We start from the raw sequence: 18597 nt of genomic DNA, 5'->3' as shown, positions 1-18597 counted from the left end.
CGCCGGCGTTTGAGGCGCGGGGGTCCGGGGGCAGCGCCCCCGGCTCCTTCAGCCCCGCCGGCTCTTTCCTTACAGCCCCGCCGGCGTTTGAGGCGTGGGGGTACCCCCGGACGGAGTCTGGGGGAGGGTCCGGGGCAGCGCCCCGGCAACGGCGATCAGCCCGCGTGCTCAACCGGAGCGGGAGCCGGGCACGGCTCGCCCGTCGCCTGCGCGGGCAACCGCACCGGCTCACCCGGCACCGGCCCGCACTCCATCCCCCGCGGCAGCCTCAGCGCCATGGCGGCCCCCGCGAGCAGCAACCCCGCGCTCACCACGAGAGTGACGTGCAGCCCGTGCACGAACGACCCCCGCGCCGCGGCGTACAGCGAGGCCCCCGCCGCACCGCCGAGGTGCGCCGCGATCTGATAGGCCTCGCCCAGAGAATTGGCCGCGCCCGCCGAGTCCGCGGAGGAAACCCCCGGCACCCCCACCAGCCCCGGCCGGTAGGCCGCGTTCATCACGCTGCCCAGCAGGGCGATGCCCATGCCCGCGCCCAGCTGGTACGAGGTCTCGCCGATCGAGGCCGCACCGCCCGCCGTCGCCGCCGGAGCCTCGCTCAGCATCGACTCGTACGCCGCGAACAGCGTGGTCTGCAGCCCGAAGCCGAGCAGGACGAAGCCGACCGTCAGCAGCACCGGCCGGTCGTTCTGCCCCATCAACGTCAGCAGCAGCACCGCGAAGGCGGTCAGCAGGAAGCCCAGCGACACCATCGTGCGCGGCCCGATCCGGCCCAGGGTGTACGACCCGGTGGCGCCCGCGGCCATGGCGGCGAAGGTCAGGGGCAGCAGCCGCAGCCCGGTCTCCAGCGGGCTGAGGTGCAGCACCAGCTGGAGGTACTGGACCGCGATCAGCTCCAGGCCGACCAGGGCCAGCATGGCGAGCACGATGCAGGCCACGGAGGTGGAGAAGGCGGCCCGGGAGAACATCCGCATGTCGATCAGCGGGTGCTCGCGCCTCTTCTGCCTGCGCACGAACAGCACGAGCAGTACCGCGCCGAGCAGCAGCGGGACCACCGCCTGGGCGTCGAGGAGGTGGCGTTCGGCGCCCAGCCGCTTGATCCCGAGCACCGATCCGAGGACACCGGCGGCGGCCATCAGCGCGCCGAGCACGTCCCACGGCCCGTCCGCTGCGCCGCGCGACTCCGGCAGCAGCCAGCGTCCGAGCGGCAGGATCAGCGCCATCAGCGGGATGTTGATGAGGAAGACGGAGCCCCACCAGAAGTGCTGGACGAGGAAGCCGCCGAGCACCGGCCCGCTCGCGGCGCCGATCGCGGCGACGGCGGTCCAGATGCCGATGGCCAGAGCCCGCTCGCGCCGGTCGGGAAAGACCTGGCGCAGGATCGACAGCGTGGCGGGCATGATCATCGCGCCGCCGATGCCGAGCAGGGCGCGCGCGGCGATGAGGACCTGGGCGTTGTCGGCGAGGGCCGCCATCGCGGAGGCCGCGCCGAAGAGTCCGTAGCCGAGGAGGAGTATGCGGCGGCGGCCGACCCGGTCGCCGAGGGTGCCGAAGAGGATCAGCAGTGCGGCGCAGACCAGCGGGTAGGCGTCGACGATCCAGAGGAGCTCGATGGAGCCGGGGCGCAGGTCCTCGGTGAGGGAGGGGACGGCGACGTGCAGGATCGTCGCGTCGAGGGCGACGAGGACCAGGCTGACGCAGAGGACCGCCAGGACGACCCAGCGGTTGGTCCCGCCGGAGGCGGCGCTCAGCCGCTGCCAGGGGGAAGGGGCCTTGACCCCGGCCGCGTTCGTCCCCGACATGCATGTACCTCCCAGGTGATCCCTCGCGCTCGGCGGACCAGCGTCTTCGGAGCCGCGGGGGGTGGTGCGCTGTGCGGCGTCCAACGGGGTCCGGCATCGACACGCGAGTGAACGGTCAGCGTACGCGAGTTCGCCTGTCCGACACGTGGCCAAGCTCTCATCCCGGCGGCGCCCGCCGTGTGGCGTACGCCACTCCCCGCACCCCGGCCCCTCCCCCGCGTACACGCGCCCTCACGGCGCGTGGCCCTCGGCCCCGGCCTTGAGGGGGCCCGAGCCCGCGCCCCCGATAATCATGCCCGTGAAGGATCTTGGATTTCGCCGGGCCGCGCCCGCGCTGGCCCTCTTCGCGGCGGTCCGGCTGCTCGGGCTGACCGTGCTCGCGGTGTGGGGTGCGGCGGTCGGCAGCAGCCCGCACACGTTGCTCTCGGCCCGCTGGGACTCGCTCTGGTACGCCCGCGTCGCCGCGGAGGGGTACGGGTACGAGGTGGTCCTCCCGAACGGGGACGTCCACTCGAACCTGGCCTTCTTCCCGCTGCTGCCGTGGCTGGAGCGGCTGGTGTCGGCGGCGACCGGGCTCTCGTACGGTTCGGCGGGCCTGGTGGTGTCGGTGCTCGCGGGGCTCGCCGCGGCCTGGGGGATCTTCGCGGTGGCCGATCTGCTCCACGGCCGCCGCGCCGGGGTGTTCGCCGTCGGGGTGTGGGCGGCGCTGCCCGTCGGGATCGTGCAGTCGATGGCGTACAGCGAGTCGCTGTTCACGGCGCTGGCCGCCTGGGCGCTGTACGGGGCCCTGCGCGGCCGGTGGCTGACGGCGGGGCTGCTCGCGGCCGCGGCGGGGCTGACCCGCCCGGTCGGCGCGGCGGTGGTCGCGGCCGTGTGGGTGGCCGCGGTCCTGGCCTGGCGGCGCGGGGAGCGGTCGTGGCGGATGGCTTTGGGCGCGCTCCTGGCCCCGATGGGCGCGGCGGCGTACGTGCTGTGGGTCGGCGCCCGCACCGGGGGCGGGCTGTTCGGGTACCTGGGCGTGCAGGGCGGTTGGGGCAACGGCTTCGACGGCGGCTGGGCCTTCGCCCGGTTCATCGGGGCGAAGCTGGCCTCGTCCGCCTTCCTCGCCGGGGTGGGGCTGATCGTGGGGGTCGTCCTGGTGCTGTGGCTGTACGCGACGTGCGTACGGCAGCGCCAGCCGGCGCCGCTGCTCGTGTACTGCGGGATCGTCGTGGCGCTGGCGCTGTGCGCGTCCGGATACTTCGGCTCCAAGCCCCGGCTGCTGCTGCCGGCCTTCCCGCTGCTGCTGCCGCCGGCGGTGGCGCTGGCCCGGTGGCGGACGGGGCGGGCGGCCCTGGTACTGGGCGCGGCGGCGCTGGCCTCGGCGGTCTACGGGGCGTTCTGGCTGAACGGCTCGGGACCTCCATAGAGCCCTCACATCACGGAACGGATCATTCCCCACCATCTTTCAGCAAAGGAAATGACCTGCGGCAATAAACCTCGGGTAAGCGCGCGAAACAATTCTCGGGACGGTGATCGAAACCGGCCCAACCGGTGCCGGAATACCGGGAATTAAGTCCCGCATGAGACCAACTCCACATCACATGGTCATCACAAAGCCCGCGATTCGCCCGGGCTGAGCAGCGGCGCGCGGTAACGTCGATTGAGTGCGTACCGACCAAATCCTGACCCGTCTGGAGCGGGTGTTCGCCCGGCTGGACCGGGAACCAGAGCGACCGGCTCATCTGCAAACCCCGCAGATGAGCCGGCACCGCGTCGTACTCCTGGGATCGACCCTCGTCTTCTATCTCGCAATCGTGGTGGCCGTACTGACCACTTCCTGGCTGGTCCGCCTGGACTGGCAGGTCATGTTCTTCCGGCCCTACGAGCAGTGGCCGCAGCTGCACGCCTTCCTCGACTACCTCGTCGTGCTCGGCCAGCGCGGACCCACCGCGGTCATGGTCGCCGCCTGGCTCGGCTGGCGCTCCTGGCGCCAGCACACCCTGCGCCCGCTGATCACCCTCGGCGTGGCGCTGCTGCTGCTCAACATCACCGTCGGCTCCGTCAAGCTCGGCCTCGGTCGGCTCGGCCCGCACTACGCCACCGAGATCGGATCCGCCGAACTCTTCGCCGGCGGCGATATATTTCCTTCCGGCCACACCGCCAACGCCGTCGTGACCTGGGGAATCCTGGCCTACCTGGCCTCGACCGTGGTCACCCGGCGGGTGCTGTCCGTGGTGTCCGCGGTCGTCTCGCTGAGCGTCGGCGCCACCACCGTCTACCTCGGCACGCACTGGGTCAGCGACGTCCTGCTCGGCTGGTCCGCGGGCCTGCTGATCCTGCTGGCCCTCCCCTGGTTCGAGCCGCTCATCGCACGGGCCGAGGCCTACGTCTTCGACCTTCGCGAGCTGCTGCGCCGCCGCGCAGAGACCGGGCGGATGTCCGCCCCGGTCGCCTCCGCGCTCACCCCGCTGCTCTCCGCGGGCGGCAAGTGGCAGCTGCGGCGCGTCCCCGACACCACCGGCGCCGCCGAGGAGCCGGTCCCGGTTCCCGCCACGGCCGGCGTGACCACCGGGCACTCCCCGGCCCCCCGGCCCGCCGTGCACCCGGCCGGCCGGGTGCACCTGATCCGCTCCGAGCGCACCCCGGTCACCCCGGTCGGCAGCCGCCGCCCGGCGCACGCCGAGCGGGCCGCCGCCCGCACCGCCGCGGCCCGTCCGGTGGCCGGCGGCTGACGGCCGCGCCGCGGGGGCGGTACGCACCACCTCACCCCGCGACGACGAAGGCGGGCCGGGTCACTGACCCGGCCCGCCTTCGTCGTCCGTCAGCGCCACGCCCGGACGTTCGTCCGTCCCGGGTCACGCTTGTGTCACAGAATATCTACAACCGCAAATTGTTTCCCGGACCGCGACACGCCCGCCGCACAGACGCTTTGGAATTTCCGCCGATCGTCCCGGAATTCCACCCGGAGATTGTCACGGGCCTCATGGACCAGACCAACTGAATCCCCCTCAGGCCCGCTACATTTCCTTCACTTCTCCGGGATCCACGGCCCTCCCCAGGAGATCCCGCGCCGCTCTGATCCGGTCCGTCAGCTCCGGCGGCTCGACCACTTCGAACTCACAGCCGAGCAACATGATGTGAATCACCAGAACGTCCAGGCTCACCGCTCCGGTGCGCAGCAAGCAGCTCTGCCCGTCGACCGGTTCGAGGACTCCGTCGCTCGGCCCGATGATCCGCGCCGCCTCCTGCGCGGAAACCTTCAGCCGCACGACCGCGCGGGCCGCGTACGCCCGCTGCGACACGCCCTGGGAGACGTACGCGGCGAGGTCCTCGGCGGGCGGCGGGCGCGGGGTGAACCGCGGTCCGTGCGGCGGTCTGGGCTCGATCCGGTCGGCGCGGAAGGTCCGCCACGCCTCCCGGTCCAGGTCCCAGGCGACCAGGTACCAGCGCCGCTCCGTGCACACCAGCCGGTGCGGCTCGACCGTGCGGCGGGTGGTGTTGCCCTCGTGGTCCCGGTACTCGAAGCGCAGCCGCTCGCCGTCCCGGCAGACGGAGGCCAGGTCGGTCAGTACCGAGGGGTCCACGGTGGACCGCTGGGCTCCGCGCAGCATCGGCACGGTGAACTCGTTGAGCGCGGACACCCTGCGCCGCAGCCGCGCCGGCAGCACCTGCTCCAGCTTGGCGAGGGCCCGTACGGAGGCCTCCCCGATCCCCTCGACCCCGTTCCCGGCGGCGGTGCGCAGCCCGACGGCGACGGCCACGGCCTCGTCGTCGTCCAGCAGCAGCGGCGGGAGCTCGGCGCCCGCCCCCAACTGGTAGCCGCCCCCGGTTCCGGGACTGGCGTTCACCGGATACCCCAGCTCCCGCAAGCGGTCCACGTCGCGCCGGACCGTCCGCGCGGTGACGCCGAGGCGGTCCGCCAGATCGGCCCCGCTCCATTCGCGGTGGGCCTGCAACAGGGACAGCAGGCGGAGCAGTCGTGCGGAGGTGTCGAGCATCCCCCGAGTCTGCCAGCGGGGCCGACGGCCCTTCAGGGCCGGTACGGCAGCAACGGCACCTCGAAACAATTGCGGGTCATGTCCCCGCCCTGGGTCACCCAGCCCTTGCCGTCCTGCCAGCGGGCCACGGACAGACAGGTCCGGCGCTCGGCGGGCGGCGCCGGCGAGGGGACGAAGGACACCGGGAGCAGCAGCCCGCGCGCCGTGTACGCCTCGGGCCGCTCCAGGAACCGTTCGACACACGGACGAGTGAGGTCCGGCAGGCAGGACCGGGCCGCGTCGGTGAACCACATGGCGGCGGCCCAGCCTTCGAGCTGCCACTGGGACAGCTCCCTCCCGGCGAGCGCGGCGCGGAACTCGGCGACGGCAGGGTCGGCGGCGTCGGCGTGGTTGCGGCTCGACCCGGTCACCCACAGGGAATTGCGGCAGCCGGGCGCGTTCTTGAAGTCGGCTCCCACCCGGTCGTTCCAGTTCTGCACGTTGGTGACCTTCGCGGTCACCGCCACCCCGGCCGCGTCCATCGCCTCGCAGAGCCGGACGTTGCCGTGGGTGTCGAGGGCGTCGAAGACCAGGTCCGTGCCGCGCGCCTTGAGATCGGCCGCGACGGCCCGGAAGTTGGGCAGGGCGAAGTCGACTTGCTCGGGCACCACCTCGTACCCCTCGACGCGCAGCCCCTGGGTGATCTGGCGGGCGTAGGAGGCGGAGGCCGCCTGGTTGTAGGAGACCACGGCCGCGGTCCGGGCGCCGTGCTCGCGCTTGAAGTAGCGGTAGACCTCGGTGCCGTTGTAGAGGGTGCCGCCCCAGCCGGGGGTCTTGCCGTCGCGGGGAGCCTGGCTGCCGTAGATCCCGTACAGGTGCGGGTAGGTGTCGTACGCCGTCCCGATGGGCTGTCCGCCGATGTCGGGCACGGCGGCGCGGCTGACCCGCGGGGCGCCGGCGTAGGAGAGGGAGGTCGTCGCGACGAGGGCGAACACCTTCCGCTCGTCGAGCAGGCGGCGTACGCAGTCGTTGTTGCCGATCCCGCTGCCGCCGTCGTCGCAGTCGACCACCTCGACCGAGCGGCCGCCGAGCCCGCCGCGGGCGTTCAGCGCGGCGAAGTAGGCGCGGGCGCCGTCGCCGGGGCCGGTGAAGGCGTCGCCGCCCACGGGGCTGGTGCGGCTCGCGATGACACCGACCCGCACGGGCCCGGCGGCGGGGCCGGTCCGCGTGCTGCTCTCACTACTCTCACTGCTCTCGCCGAACGCGGTCTCGGGCAGCCGGCTCCCGCAGGCGGCGCTCGCGGTCAGGAGCGCCGCGAGCAGCAGGATTTCAGCACGGCGCCGGCGCCGCATTGCCGCTGAGCTCGATCAGCCCGCAGAGGGACTTGAGCGACACCTTCCAGACTCCGTCGTCGAGCACCGCGATCCCCTTGCTGGCGGGCAGTGCCGGGGAGCCGGAGACGAGCAGGTCGTAGGTCACGGTCGCCTCGGTGGGCGAGGTGAAGGTGACTGCCGTGACCTTGGCGGAGGTCTCGTCCGCGTTGGGGAGGTGCGCGAGGCCTGCCAGCAGCGGCTCCAGCATGTCGCCGTGCTCCAGCAGCTTGGCCTTCTCCTCGGTGGAGGTCTTCGCGTCGAAGAAGACGGCCCAGTTCTTCTCGATCTGCGCCTTGGCGGCCGCGGGGTCGGCGGGGCCGTCCGCGGCCGGCGTGACGGGGGCTGGGGCCTGGGTGGCCGCCATCCTCGCTTCCGAGCTTGATTCCGGGTGCAAGGCCGAGTCCGAGTCCGATGAACATCCTGCGACTGCTGGTACGACCAGCAGGACTGCGGCCGCCGCCCATATCGCGGCTCGGGGGTGTCTGCTCTGGACCATCTGGCTCACCACCGGTGTCCGAGCGAGCCGTTCGGCTCGATGCTTCCAGAGTCAGCGTCTTCACGGCATCGCGCAACGCGCGGAATGACCGGATGGGGGCCGGTATGCGAACTCTGTGGCCGGGCCTGGGGGCGGTGGCCTGCGGGGTGCTGCTGTGTCTGGCCGGCTGGTACGGGGTGTCCGGCGAGCGGTTCGCGGAGCGCCAGATCCCCTACCTGGCCTCGTGCACGGTGCCGGGCGCGGCGCTGATCGTGGCGGGGGCCCAGCTGCTGGCCCGGTGGCACCCGGAACCCGAGCCGGACGCGGCCGCGACTGCGACTGCGACGGGCCTCTCCTCCTCCGCTCCCTCCTCCTCTGCGCCTCCCGTCAGGGTCCCCGGGGGCACGCTCGCCCACCGCCCCGACTGCCCCCTGGTGGACGGCCGCCCTCAGGTGTTCCCGGCGGACCCGGCGGACGGGCTGACCCCGTGCCCGGTGTGTGAGCCCCCGTGGCCTCGCTGACGTACGAGCTCACCCTGGCGGGCCTGGCCGTCGGCAGCGCCGCCGCGCTCACAGGCATCGGGCTGATCGTGACGTACCGCGCGACGGGGGTGCTGAACCTGGCGCACGGGGCGGTGGCGATGGTGTGCGCGTACGTCATGCGGGAGCTGGTGGTGCGGTGGTCGGTGCCGACGGGCCTGGCGGCGGCGCTCACCGTCCTCGGCCTCGCCCCTGCCCTCGGCCTCCTCCTGGACCGCCTGTTCTCGGCCCGGCCCCGGGACCAGGTACGGGACCTGACGGCCACGATCGGCGTGTTCGTCCTCCTCGTCGGGGTGGCGGTGGCCCTATGGGGGCCGGGAGCGCGCGCCGACGCACCGCGGCTCTTCGGCTCGGAGCCCTGGCCGCAGCTGGCGACGGTGGCGGCCCTGGTCCTGCCGGTCACCTGGGTGACCGGCAGGACGTCCTTCGGCCGCTCCCTGCGCGCGGTGGTCGACAACCGCGCGCTGGCCATTCTGGGCGGCATCGACACGGCCCGCGTGGCGGCGGCCGGCTGGGCCTTCGGCGCCGCCACCGCAGGCCTGACGGGCATCCTGCTGGCCCCGTACGTCCGCCTGGACCCCTACGGGCTCCCGCTGCTGGTCCTGGAGACCCTCGCGGTGGCCGTGGCGGCCCGCCTCCACAGCCTGCCGGTGGCGATTACGGTCGCCCTCGCGATCGGCGTGGCCCAGTCCCAGCTCACCCGCCTCCACCCCGAGGGCTGGCCGGCCCCCTTCCTCCAGTCCCTCTCGGCCAACCTCTTCGCGGTAGCCCTCCTGACAACCGCCCTCCTCCCCCCACCCCGCCCCCGACGCCACCCCCCAGCCGTCCCCCCGAAGGCCGGGTCCGCAAGAAACCCCCCGCAGCCGCCGGGCGGGCAGCCAGGCCCGGCGGCCCCGGGAACCGGGCTTGGGACGGGCCCCGCAGGAGACGCCCAAGCTTCGCCCGGCGGGCTGCCGCAGGCGGGGCAGCCAGTGCCTGTGGTCGGGGCGACGGCGCGGCCGGGGCGTGCGGGGGCCGGGCCGGCGGGGTTCAGGGCGGAGCCGGGGCAGGCGACCGTGGGGGGCGGGCCGCGGCGGGGTTTGAGGCTGCCCTTCGGGCCGAGGGGGGACGGGTCGGGGTGGGGTGAAGTGGCTGCGGGGCGGGTGGTCGGGTGGGGGGTGCTCGGTGGGGTGTTGGTGCTGCCGCTGCGGTTCGGTGGGGGCGGGCTCGATACCGCGTTGCGGATCCCGGGGCTCGCCCTGATCCTGCTGTCCCTGGTCGTGGTGACCGGCCGCGGCGGGCAGATCTCGCTGGGGCAGGCGGCGTACGCCGGGCTCGGCGCCCTGTTCACGGCCCATCTGGCCGCCGCCGGTGTGCCCGGCCTGGCCGCCCTCGGGCTCGCCGTGCTGTTCGTCGCCCCGCTCGGACTGCTCACCGGCGCCCCCGCGATCCGCCGGCGCGGGCTGGCCCTGGCACTGGTCACGCTCGCCGTCGGGGTCATGGTCAGCCGGTTCGTGTTCGCACAGCCCTACGCCACGGCCGGGCTGACCCTGGGCCGCCCGGCCGGACTCGCCGGTGACCGGGCCTACTACGCCCTGGAGCTGGCGGTCCTGGCCGCCGCACTCCTTGCCGTACGGCGCCTGCGCCGCGGCCGCCTCGGCCGGGCCTTCGCCGCGATGCGCGACCACGAGGCGGGGGCCTCGGCCGCCGGAGTACCCGTGCCCCGGCTGAAACTCCTCGCCTTCGTCATCGGCGCCGCCCTGGCCGCCCTCGGCGGCGGACTGCTCGGCATGGGGGTGCGGGCCTTCGACCCGGAGGCCTTCGACCCGATCCGCGGCTTGCTGTGGTTCGCGGCCGTGGTCGCCCTGGGCGCGGACAGCATGCTGGGCGCCGTGGCGGCGGCCACCCTCCTGGTCGCCCTCGACGCGGGCCTCCCGGCCGCCCTCCCCGCCCTGGCCGTCGGCCTCCTCGCCCTCGCCGCCGCCGCGGGCCGGCCAACTCCAGCCCCACCGGCCGTCGGCCTCCTCGCCCCCGCCGCCGCCGCGGGCCAGCCAACTCCAGCCCCACCGGCCGTCGGCCTCCTCGCGCCCGCCGCCGCCGAGGGCCAGCCAACTCCAGCCCCACCGGCCGTCGGCCTCCTCGCGCCCGCCGCCGCCGAGGGCCAGCCAACTCCAGCCCCGCCGGCCGTCGGCCTCCTCGCGCCCGCCGCCGCCGAGGGCCGGCCAACTCCAGCCCCGCCGGCGATTGAGGCGCGGGGTCCGGGGCAGAGCCCCGGCAGCGGCGGCCCGGCCGCCCTCTCCCCGGGCCGGGGGTCCGGGCAGGTCCGGCCCCCGGGTGCGAGAGCCGGCACGGCACCGGCGACGCCGCCCCGCAGCACCGGCACCGGCACCCGCACCCGCACCGCGCGCCCCGCCCGGGGCCCGGCCCTCCTCCAAGCCCGCGGCCTGTACGTCCGCTACCCCACCGGCGCGCCGATCCGGGACCTCGACCTGGACGCGCACGCGGGGCGGATCACCGGGATCGTCGGGGAGAACGGGGCCGGGAAGACCACCCTGCTGCACTGCCTGGCCGGCACGCTACGGGCCGCCCACGGGCGGATCCTCCTCGACGGCCGGGACATCACCCGGCTCCCCCCGCACGCCCGGGCCCGGCTCGGGCTCGCCCGGACCTTCCAGCAGCCCGCCGTCTTCGGCACCCTCACCGTCGCCGACAACGTCCGCGTCGGCGAGGAACACGGCCGCCGCCCGCCCCCGGGCGACGAGACCCGCCGCGCCCTGCGCCTCCTCGGCCTGGTCGCCGAGCGGCACTCCCCCGCCTCCCGCCTCCCCACCGGCGTCCTGCGCCGCACCGAGCTCGCCCGGGCGCTGGCCGGCTCGCCCCGGCTGCTCCTGCTGGACGAGCCGACCGCTGGGCTGGACACCGCCGAAGTCGCCGCGCTCGCCCGGGTGCTGCGGGCGCTGGCCGACGACGGGACGGGCCTCGTGGTCATCGAGCACGACCTGGACCTGCTCGCCGCGCTCGCCGACACCGTCCACACCCTCAGGGAGGGCCGCCTCCATGCCACTTGAGATGGCGCTGCGCGCCGCCCGGGTCCGCTACGGCCCCCTCGAAGCCCTGCACGGCATCGACCTGCCGGTGCCCGCCGCCGCCCTCACCCTGCTGCTCGGACGCAACGGCGCCGGCCGCACCACCGCCCTGCGCGCCCTGGCCGGAGCCGTGCCGCTCAGTTCGGGCAGCGTGCACTGGCGCACGGCCGACGTCACCCGTGTCCCGGCCCACGACCGTGCCCGCCGCGGGCTGTGCTTCGTACCGGACCGGGAGGCCGTGTACCCGTCGCTCACCGTCGAGGAGAACCTCCGACTGGCCGGCCCCGACCACGGCGCGGCCCTCGCCGCCTACCCGGCCCTGGCCGCCCTCCTCGCCCGCCCCGCCGGGACCCTGTCCGGCGGGGAGCAGCGGATGCTCGCCGTCTCCCGGGCCCTGCTGAGCGCGTCCGCGACCGTCCTGCTCCTGGACGAGCCGACGCAGGGCATGTCCGCCGCCGTCGCGGCCCGTACGTACGAGCTCCTCGCCGCCCGGGCCGCCTCGGGCGCCGCCGTGGTCCTCGCCGAGCAGCGGCTGCCGCCGGCGCTCGCCCGTCCCAAGGTCCTCGTCCACGAACTGCGCCGCGGGGCCGTGGTGTTCAGCGGGGAGGCGACGGAGCCGGCCCGGGGGCGGTAGGCGACGCGCCCACCGGAACCGGCGGAGCCACCTGAACCGGCGCGACCGGCGGAGCCACCGGCACGGGCACAGGCGTCGACACCGGCACCGGCGCGGGCTGCGGCGTAGGGACGACCAGCATCATGCCCACCGCGAGCGCCTCCGCCCTGGGCCCGATCAGCTCCCGGTTCGCCTCGTACAGCGCCTTCCACCCGCCCCGCACCCGGTGCTTGCGGGCGATCGACACCAGCGTGTCCCCGTCCCGCACCACGTGCATCCGCCCCGCCAGCCCGTACCGCTTGGAGCACACCGGCCAGGCGTTCCACCCCGGCGTGCCGAGGACGTCCTCGGCGACCCGGATCTGCTGGCCGCGGCTGGCCAGGTCGGCCCGCAGGGCGAAGGCCAGCCCTCCGTACTCCTCCCAGGTCGGCTGCCAGAACTGCAGCCCGCCGTAGAAGCCGTTGCCCGTGTTGACCGCCCACCGCCCGCCGCTCTCGCAGTCGGCCACGCAGTCCCAGGGCCACTGCCCGCCCGGCCCGCAGTCCCCGGGCCCGGTCCCGATCACGCCCGGGGAGCCGGGGTGCGCCGCCCCCGCCGGGCCGGGCGCGGGAGGTGGCGGCGCCGCGGCCACCGCGTCACCGGGGAGTCCGACCCCGAGCACGGCGGCAGCGGCGGCAGTGGCCGCGACCGTGACACCGGCGGCCCGACGGATCCGGAGGTGGGGCATCGGGTCACGCTACGCAGCCGTCCGTCACCCCTCCGGGCCCGCCGCGCTGCAGGTCACCGCACCCCACCCGGTCGGCCGACCCGTCATCCCTGTCCCAAACGGCCACACCCGGCCATCAACTGCGCACAACCAGAAAAGAGTTGGTACGAAAAGGAAGCTCCGGTCGGACGGTTCATTCTTCCGGGGGCCCGGTTCGAATCCGTTCCCTCCAATGGCGTGACCCCGGCCGCCGCTCCCACGTTGTGCCCGGCGAGCCGGGAGCCCCCCGGCCCCGCACCTATGCCGAGGAGCCACCCCGTGCCGCGCATGCTCGACGTCAGTGATGAGGTACGTGCCGAGATCGGTGACGAAGAAGCCGACAGGCTGCTCGTCGGCGAGGACGCGCCGCGCAGTTACGACTGCACCTCCTGCCGCACCCCGGGCGACCCGGAGAACGACCGCACCAGCACGGTGCTGTTCGTCGGCGAGGAGACCGCCGTCCTCGCCTTCGCCCACGCCACCTGCATCCCCTCTCAGGTCGTCTCCGTCTCCGAGGAGCAGCTCCAGGGCGCCGTCCGCAGCATCACCGGCGACAGCCCGGCCGGCGACGCGTCCACCGGCGGCAACGCCCCGCAGAACGTGCCCGGCGGCCAGGCCGTCCTCGGCATCACCAGCGGCCTGATCCTGATCGGCGGCGAGCTGCACCCCGCCCTCGTCGTCGAGCCGACCGCCCCGATCGCCCGCCCCGGCAGCGACGGCCCCGGCGACGACTTCCTCCCGCTCCTCATCGAGCAGGGCTTCCGGCCGGTCATGGACACGACCGAGCTCCCCACCCTCCTGGGCGGCTGGTCGGTCCTGCTCGCCGCGGGCCAGCTGCACGCCGTACTGCAGCCGGGCACCGAGGGCGGCGGCCAGGTCGCCTGGTGGCAGGCGCACCAGGCGCTGTCGGTCACCGACGGCTGGCGGGCCGCCGTCAACAAGACCCAGCGCGTGCTCATCTACGCCGCCCCGGTCGGCTCCATCGGCCAGCAGCCCCGCGAGGACCTGCTGCGCGACGCGCTGGACAAGGCCGCCGCCGCCGGCAAGCTCGTGGCCGCCGCGATGCCCCTGGCGGGTACGCCCGGCGCCTGATCTCCAGTGCCGTGTCCGGCAGGGCTTGCCGGAGACGACATCAGGCCGACCGGTATCGAACGGCCGTCAGCCTCCCGCCGAGGGGGCCGGGCGGCGTGCGCCGGGGGTGTGCGGTCCGTCCCGCACACCCCCGGCGATCTGTGTTTCCAGCCCCGTCACCCCGCATCCGCAGGGCGCCGGGTTCGTTGGCTGATACGTGCATTCATACGACTCCTCCCGCGCCCCGTCCTATCCGAGCACCGTTCCCGCGATGCGCCCCGCACGGGACCGGGACAGCTCCCCGGCCGCCGCCGTCTCGCACACCCCGATCTACGACACGCTGTACTCGGAGTACCTGCGCGCCTTCCGGGCGCTGCCTGGCGACCGTACGGGCGAGGAGGACCTCGGGTTCACGGCCTTCTCGTACGGGGGCGCGTACGGCGTGGGCAGCTCGTACGACAGCGGATGGAGCGGTTCCGCGTGGCAGCGGGCCGACGGCTGGCAGCCCTCGTACACCCCGCAGCCGGCGTCACAGCCGCAGCCGGTGTACTCGTACGCGGGCAGCAGCGGCCGCGGATACGCCGACGGGCGGCAGCACCAGACCGGGACGACACACATCCCGGCGGCCCTGCCGCCCGCTCCGCGCCGGGGCTACTGACCCCGGCGCCTCCGGCGAATCCCGGTTACTTCTTCTTCTTGTACTGGGCGCCGCGCTTCTCGCGCACCCGCACCGAGATGTGGATCGGGGTGCCCTCGAAGCCGAACTCCTCGCGCAGGCGGCGCTCGATGAAGCGCCGGTAGCCGTGCTCCAGGAAGCCGGAGGCGAAGAGGACGAACCGCGGCGGCTTGCTGCCCGCCTGGGTACCGAACAGGATGCGGGGCTGCTTGCCGCCACGGATCGGGTGCGGGTGGGCGGCGACGACCTCACCGAGGAAGGCGTTCAGCCGACCGGTCGGGACGCGCGTCTCCCAGCCCGCGAGGGCGGTCTCGATCGCCGGGACCAGCTTCTCCATGTGGCGGCCGGTGAGCGCCGAGACGTTCACCCGGGGCGCCCAGGCGACCTGCTGCATCTCGGTCTCGATCTCGCGCTCGAGGTAGTAGCGGCGCTCCTCGTCGAGCTCGTCCCACTTGTTGTACGCGATCACGATGGCCCGGCCCGCCTCGACGGCCATGGTGATGATGCGCTGGTCCTGGACGCTGATCGTCTCGGTGGTGTCGATCAGGATGACCGCGACCTCCGCCTTCTCGACGGCCGCGGCCGTGCGCAGGGAGGCGTAGTAGTCGGCGCCCTGCTGAAGGTGGACCTTCTTGCGGATGCCGGCGGTGTCGACGAACTTCCAGGTGATGCCACCGAGCTCGATCAGCTCGTCGACCGGGTCGCGGGTGGTGCCGGCCAGCTCGTTGACGACGACGCGGTCCTCCTTCGCCACCTTGTTGAGCAGCGAGGACTTGCCGACGTTCGGGCGGCCGATCAGCGCGATGCGGCGCGGGCCACCGGGGGCGGCGGCGCCGAAGGTCTGCTCGGGGGCCTCGGGCAGGGCGTCCAGGACGGCGTCGAGCATGTCGCCGGTACCGCGGCCGTGCAGCGAGGAGACGGGGTGCGGCATGCCGAGGCCCAGGGACCACAGGGAGGCCGCGTCGGACTCGCCGCTCTGGCCGTCGACCTTGTTGGCGCACAGGACGACGGGCTTGCCGGCCCTGCGCAGCAGGCGTACGACGGCCTCGTCGGTGTCGGTGGCGCCGACCTTGGCGTCGACGACGAAGACGACCGCGTCGGCGGCCTCGATGGCGTACTCGGCCTGGGCGGCGACGGAGGCGTCGATGCCGAGGACGTCCTGCTCCCAGCCGCCGGTGTCGACGACCTTGAACCGGCGGCCGGCCCACTCGGCCTCGTACGTGACGCGGTCGCGGGTGACGCCGGGCTTGTCCTCGACGACCGCCTCACGGCGGCCGATGATCCGGTTCACCAGGGTCGACTTGCCGACATTCGGGCGGCCGACGACGGCGAGGACGGGCAGCGGGCCGTGGCCCGCCTCCTCGATGGCGCCTTCGACTTCCTCGATGTCGAAGCCCTCTTCCGCGGCGAGCTCCATGAACTCCGCGTACTCGGCGTCGCCAAGTGCTCCGTGGTCGTACTGGTCGTTCATGAAGTCCGTTCCTCGTCGTTCGTGGTGATCGGTGGCACCCGCGCAGCGCGGTTCCACTACTAGGTCAAGTCTCGCTCAGCGCCCGGTGAGGCGCTTGGCGTCGGCCAGGTGGGCGGTCAGCCGGTCCTGGATGCGTACGGTCGCCCCGTCCAGGGCGGTGCGGGTGCGGCGGCCGGTGCCGTCGCCCGCGTCGAAGGCCGAGCCGAAGACGACGTCGACCCGGCTCTTGAAGGCCGGCAGCCCCTTGACGAGCCGCCCGCGGGTGTCGCCGCTGCCCAGCACGGCCACCGGAACGATGGGCGCGCCGCTGCGGACCGCGAAGTACGCGAGGCCCGCGCGCAGCGAGGCGAAGTCTCCCTCGCCGCGGGTGCCCTCGGGAAAGATTCCCAGGGCCCCTCCATTGTCGAGCACGGCGAGGGCGCGGCCTATCGCCGTGCGGTCGGCGCCGCCGCGGTCGACCTTGACCTGCCCGATCCCGTCGAGGAAGGGGCCGAGCGGGCCCACGTACGCTTCCTTCTTGATCAGGAAGTGCAGCGGGCGGGGCGCGGTGCCCATCACCATCGGGCCGTCGATGTTGTGCGAGTGGTTCACGGCGAGGATCACGGGGCCCGAGGCGGGCACCTTCCAGGCGCCCAGGACGCGCGGCTTCCACAGGCCGTACATGAGGCCTATGCCGATGCGCCTGCCGACCGCCGCACCCTTGAGGGAGGGCGCTTCGCTCACTTGCGGCCCGCCCGCTTCTCTTCGACGAGCGTGACCACGCACTCGATGACCTGGTCGAGCGTGAGCTCGGTGGTGTCCACCGCGACGGCGTCGTCGGCCTTGGCCAGCGGGGAGGTCTTGCGGCCGGAGTCCGCCGCGTCGCGCTTGATCAGCGCCTCCTTGGTGGCCGCGAGGTCCGCGGCCTCCTTGCCCCGGAGCTCTCCGCTGCGCCGGGCGGCGCGCGCCTCGGGGGAGGCCGTCAGGAAGATCTTGAGGTCGGCGTCGGGCAGGACGGTGGTGCCGATGTCCCGGCCCTCGACGACGATCCCGTCGGCCTCCTGGGCCGCCTCGGCGGCGATGGAGCGCTGGAGCTCGGTGATGAGGGTGCGCACCTCGGGGACGGCGCTGACGGCGCTGACCTTGGAGGTGACCTCCTTGGTCCGGATGGGACCGGAGGCGTCCAGGCCGTCCACGGTGATGGTGGGAGCGGACGGATCGGTGCCGGACACGATGGCGGGCTTGCCCGCGGCGACCGCGATGGCCTGCGGGTCCTCGGTGTCCACGCCGTTGGTGATCATCCACCAGGTGATGGCCCGGTACTGGGCACCGGTGTCCAGGTAGCGCAGCCCGAGCTTGGCGGCCACGGCCTTGGAGGTGCTGGACTTGCCCGTGCCGGAGGGACCGTCGATGGCGACGATCACGGCGGACGGAGCTGCGGTTTCCACGGTGCGGGCACCTTCCTGGTTGCGCGTACGTGTCCGGGCGCGGCAAAGCGCCCCTCCCCAAGGTTACCGGCCTCCGGCACCCCCCGATCCCGGGCGGCAAATCCAGCTCGGCCCGGCACATCCCAGCCCCGCCGGCGTTTGAGGCGTGGGGTCCGGGGCGGAGCCCCGGCAACGGCGCCGCACCCGCCCTGGCAGCCGGCCCGCGGGCCTACTGCTGCCGCAGCGCCCAGCCCCGGTCCCGCAGCTCGGCCGTCAGGCCGGCCACCGCCCGCGGCTCGACCATCAGCTGCACCAGACCCGCCTGCTGCCCCGTCGCGTGCTCGATCCGCACGTCCTCGATGTTGACCCCCGCCCGCCCCGCATCGGCGAAGATCCGCGCCAGCTCCCCCGGCTGGTCGGAGATGAGCACGGCCACCGTCTCGTAGACCGTCGGCGCCGCGCCGTGCTTGCCCGGCACCCGCACGCGCCCCGCGTTCCCCCGCCGCAGCACGTCCTCGATGCCCGCCGCCCCGCCCCGCCGCTTCTCCACGTCGGCCGACTCGAGGCCCCGCAGCGCCTCCACGGTCTCCTCCAGGTCGGCGGCGATCCCGGCGAGGACGTCTGCCACCGGCCCCGGGTTCGCCGACAGGATCTCCACCCACATCCGCGGGTCGGAGGCCGCGATCCGAGTCACGTCCCGGATGCCCTGCCCGCACAGCCGGACCGCCGTCTCGTCGGCCTCCTCCAGCCGGGCCGCGACCATGCTGGAGACCAGCTGCGGGGTGTGCGAGACCAGCGCCACCGCCCGGTCGTGCGCGTCCGCGTCCATCACCACGGGCACGGCGCGGCACAGCGCCACCAGCTCCAGCGCGAGGTTCAACACCTCGTGGTCCGTGTCCCGGGTGGGGGTCAGCACCCACGGGCGGCCCTCGAAGAGGTCCGCCGTCGCGGCGAGCGGCCCCGACTGTTCCTTGCCGGCCATGGGGTGCGTCCCGATGTACGCGGTGACGTCCACGTCGAGCGCCGCCAGTTCCCGCCGCGGTCCGCCCTTGACGCTGGCCACGTCCACGTACGCCCGCGCCACCCCGCGCCCGATCAGGTCGGCCAGCGTGGCCGCCACATGGGCCGGCGGTACGGCGACGATGGCGAGGTCGACCTGGCTCTGCGGCGCCTCGTCGGTGCCGGCGCCGAGGGCGGCCGCCGTCCGGGCCTGGGCCGGGTCGTGGTCGGCGAGGTACACGGTGATCCCGCGGGCGGTCAGGGCGAGCGCCGCGGAAGTGCCGATCAGTCCGGTTCCGATGACGACGGCGGTTCTCACGGGGCGCTCCAGGGTTGCGTACGGCACGACGGCGGGACTTGCCTGGCCAGGGTAGCCAGCGCGGACAGCACGAGGGCCCGGCCGTCC

Annotated in this window: 16 protein-coding genes; 7 read left to right on the top strand and 9 right to left on the bottom strand. The window is 74.3% G+C overall.

Annotation, left to right across the window (positions count from 1 at the left end; all coding sequences use genetic code 11):
• Positions 1 to 155: 155 nt before the first annotated feature.
• Positions 156 to 1799, bottom strand: coding sequence for an MFS transporter (locus ACZ45T_RS06505; protein WP_468438123.1), 1644 nt, complete (start codon positions 1797 to 1799; stop codon positions 156 to 158).
• 292 nt (positions 1800 to 2091) lie between these two features.
• Here ACZ45T_RS06505 and ACZ45T_RS06500 point away from each other — a divergent pair, with 292 nt between their 5' ends.
• Together ACZ45T_RS06500 and ACZ45T_RS06495 are read left to right on the top strand one after the other, a co-directional pair.
• Positions 2092 to 3207 (top strand): hypothetical protein, encoded by a 1116-nt coding sequence (locus ACZ45T_RS06500; protein ID WP_468438121.1) that lies wholly within the window; start codon positions 2092 to 2094, stop codon positions 3205 to 3207.
• 238 nt (positions 3208 to 3445) lie between these two features.
• On the top strand, positions 3446 to 4513 hold the full coding sequence (locus ACZ45T_RS06495) for a phosphatase PAP2 family protein (protein WP_468438119.1): 1068 nt from the start codon (positions 3446 to 3448) through the stop codon (positions 4511 to 4513).
• 285 nt (positions 4514 to 4798) lie between these two features.
• Here the strand turns inward: ACZ45T_RS06495 and ACZ45T_RS06490 are convergent, their stop codons facing one another.
• From ACZ45T_RS06490 to ACZ45T_RS06480, 3 genes are read right to left on the bottom strand one after another with little or no spacing between them, the layout of a single operon-like run.
• Complete coding sequence (locus ACZ45T_RS06490; RefSeq protein WP_468438117.1) at positions 4799 to 5779, bottom strand: helix-turn-helix transcriptional regulator; 981 nt, start codon at positions 5777 to 5779, stop codon at positions 4799 to 4801.
• Between the two features lie 32 nt (positions 5780 to 5811).
• Entirely contained in the window at positions 5812 to 7110 is a 1299-nt protein-coding gene (locus ACZ45T_RS06485; RefSeq protein ID WP_468438115.1) for an ABC transporter substrate-binding protein, read from the bottom strand.
• On the bottom strand, positions 7088 to 7495 hold the full coding sequence (locus tag ACZ45T_RS06480) for an MTB12 C-terminal domain-containing protein (RefSeq protein WP_468438113.1): 408 nt from the start codon (positions 7493 to 7495) through the stop codon (positions 7088 to 7090). Before ACZ45T_RS06480 ends, ACZ45T_RS06485 begins: the two co-directional genes overlap by 23 nt.
• 236 nt (positions 7496 to 7731) lie before the next feature.
• Between ACZ45T_RS06480 and ACZ45T_RS06475 the strand changes: the two genes are divergently transcribed.
• From ACZ45T_RS06475 to ACZ45T_RS06465, 3 genes are read left to right on the top strand one after another with little or no spacing between them, the layout of a single operon-like run.
• A complete protein-coding gene (locus ACZ45T_RS06475) occupies positions 7732 to 8127 on the top strand; it encodes a hypothetical protein (protein ID WP_468438111.1) in 396 nt (131 codons plus the stop codon).
• Positions 8115 to 11192, top strand: coding sequence for an ABC transporter permease subunit (locus tag ACZ45T_RS06470; RefSeq protein WP_468438109.1), 3078 nt, complete (start codon positions 8115 to 8117; stop codon positions 11190 to 11192). The genes ACZ45T_RS06475 and ACZ45T_RS06470 overlap by 13 nt, the downstream gene beginning before the upstream one ends.
• Positions 11182 to 11844: an ATP-binding cassette domain-containing protein gene (locus ACZ45T_RS06465; protein WP_468438107.1), complete on the top strand. Its 663-nt coding sequence runs from the start codon at positions 11182 to 11184 to the stop codon at positions 11842 to 11844. The genes ACZ45T_RS06470 and ACZ45T_RS06465 overlap by 11 nt, the downstream gene beginning before the upstream one ends.
• Here ACZ45T_RS06465 and ACZ45T_RS06460 read toward each other — a convergent pair.
• Complete coding sequence (locus ACZ45T_RS06460) at positions 11807 to 12550, bottom strand: transglycosylase family protein (RefSeq protein WP_468438105.1); 744 nt, start codon at positions 12548 to 12550, stop codon at positions 11807 to 11809. The two genes, ACZ45T_RS06465 and ACZ45T_RS06460, sit on opposite strands and share 38 nt — an antisense overlap.
• Positions 12551 to 12847: 297 nt before the next feature.
• On the opposite strand from ACZ45T_RS06460, the gene ACZ45T_RS06455 reads away from it, so the two are divergent.
• A complete protein-coding gene (locus tag ACZ45T_RS06455; RefSeq protein WP_468438103.1) occupies positions 12848 to 13660 on the top strand; it encodes a hypothetical protein in 813 nt (270 codons plus the stop codon).
• Positions 13661 to 13856: 196 nt separating this feature from the next.
• Positions 13857 to 14297 (top strand): hypothetical protein, encoded by a 441-nt coding sequence (locus tag ACZ45T_RS06450; protein WP_468438101.1) that lies wholly within the window; start codon positions 13857 to 13859, stop codon positions 14295 to 14297.
• 25 nt (positions 14298 to 14322) lie between these two features.
• On the opposite strand, the gene der is transcribed toward ACZ45T_RS06450, so the two are convergent.
• The 4 genes from der to ACZ45T_RS06430 all read right to left on the bottom strand — a co-directional run bounded on the left by der (position 14323) and on the right by ACZ45T_RS06430 (position 18510).
• Positions 14323 to 15786, bottom strand: coding sequence for a ribosome biogenesis GTPase Der (gene der, locus ACZ45T_RS06445; protein WP_468438099.1), 1464 nt, complete (start codon positions 15784 to 15786; stop codon positions 14323 to 14325).
• Positions 15787 to 15861: 75 nt separating this feature from the next.
• A complete protein-coding gene (locus ACZ45T_RS06440; RefSeq protein WP_468438097.1) occupies positions 15862 to 16551 on the bottom strand; it encodes a lysophospholipid acyltransferase family protein in 690 nt (229 codons plus the stop codon).
• Positions 16506 to 17213 (bottom strand): (d)CMP kinase, encoded by a 708-nt coding sequence (gene cmk, locus ACZ45T_RS06435; RefSeq protein WP_468438095.1) that lies wholly within the window; start codon positions 17211 to 17213, stop codon positions 16506 to 16508. The genes ACZ45T_RS06440 and cmk overlap by 46 nt, the downstream gene beginning before the upstream one ends.
• Before the next feature lie 208 nt (positions 17214 to 17421).
• A complete protein-coding gene (locus ACZ45T_RS06430; protein WP_468438093.1) occupies positions 17422 to 18510 on the bottom strand; it encodes a prephenate dehydrogenase in 1089 nt (362 codons plus the stop codon).
• Positions 18511 to 18597 lie beyond the last annotated feature (87 nt).

Source organism: Streptomyces sp. NPDC030995 (assembly GCF_055571215.1).
The sequence above is the reverse complement of the archived record's forward strand: the minus strand, read 5'-3'. Positions and strand labels throughout refer to the sequence as shown.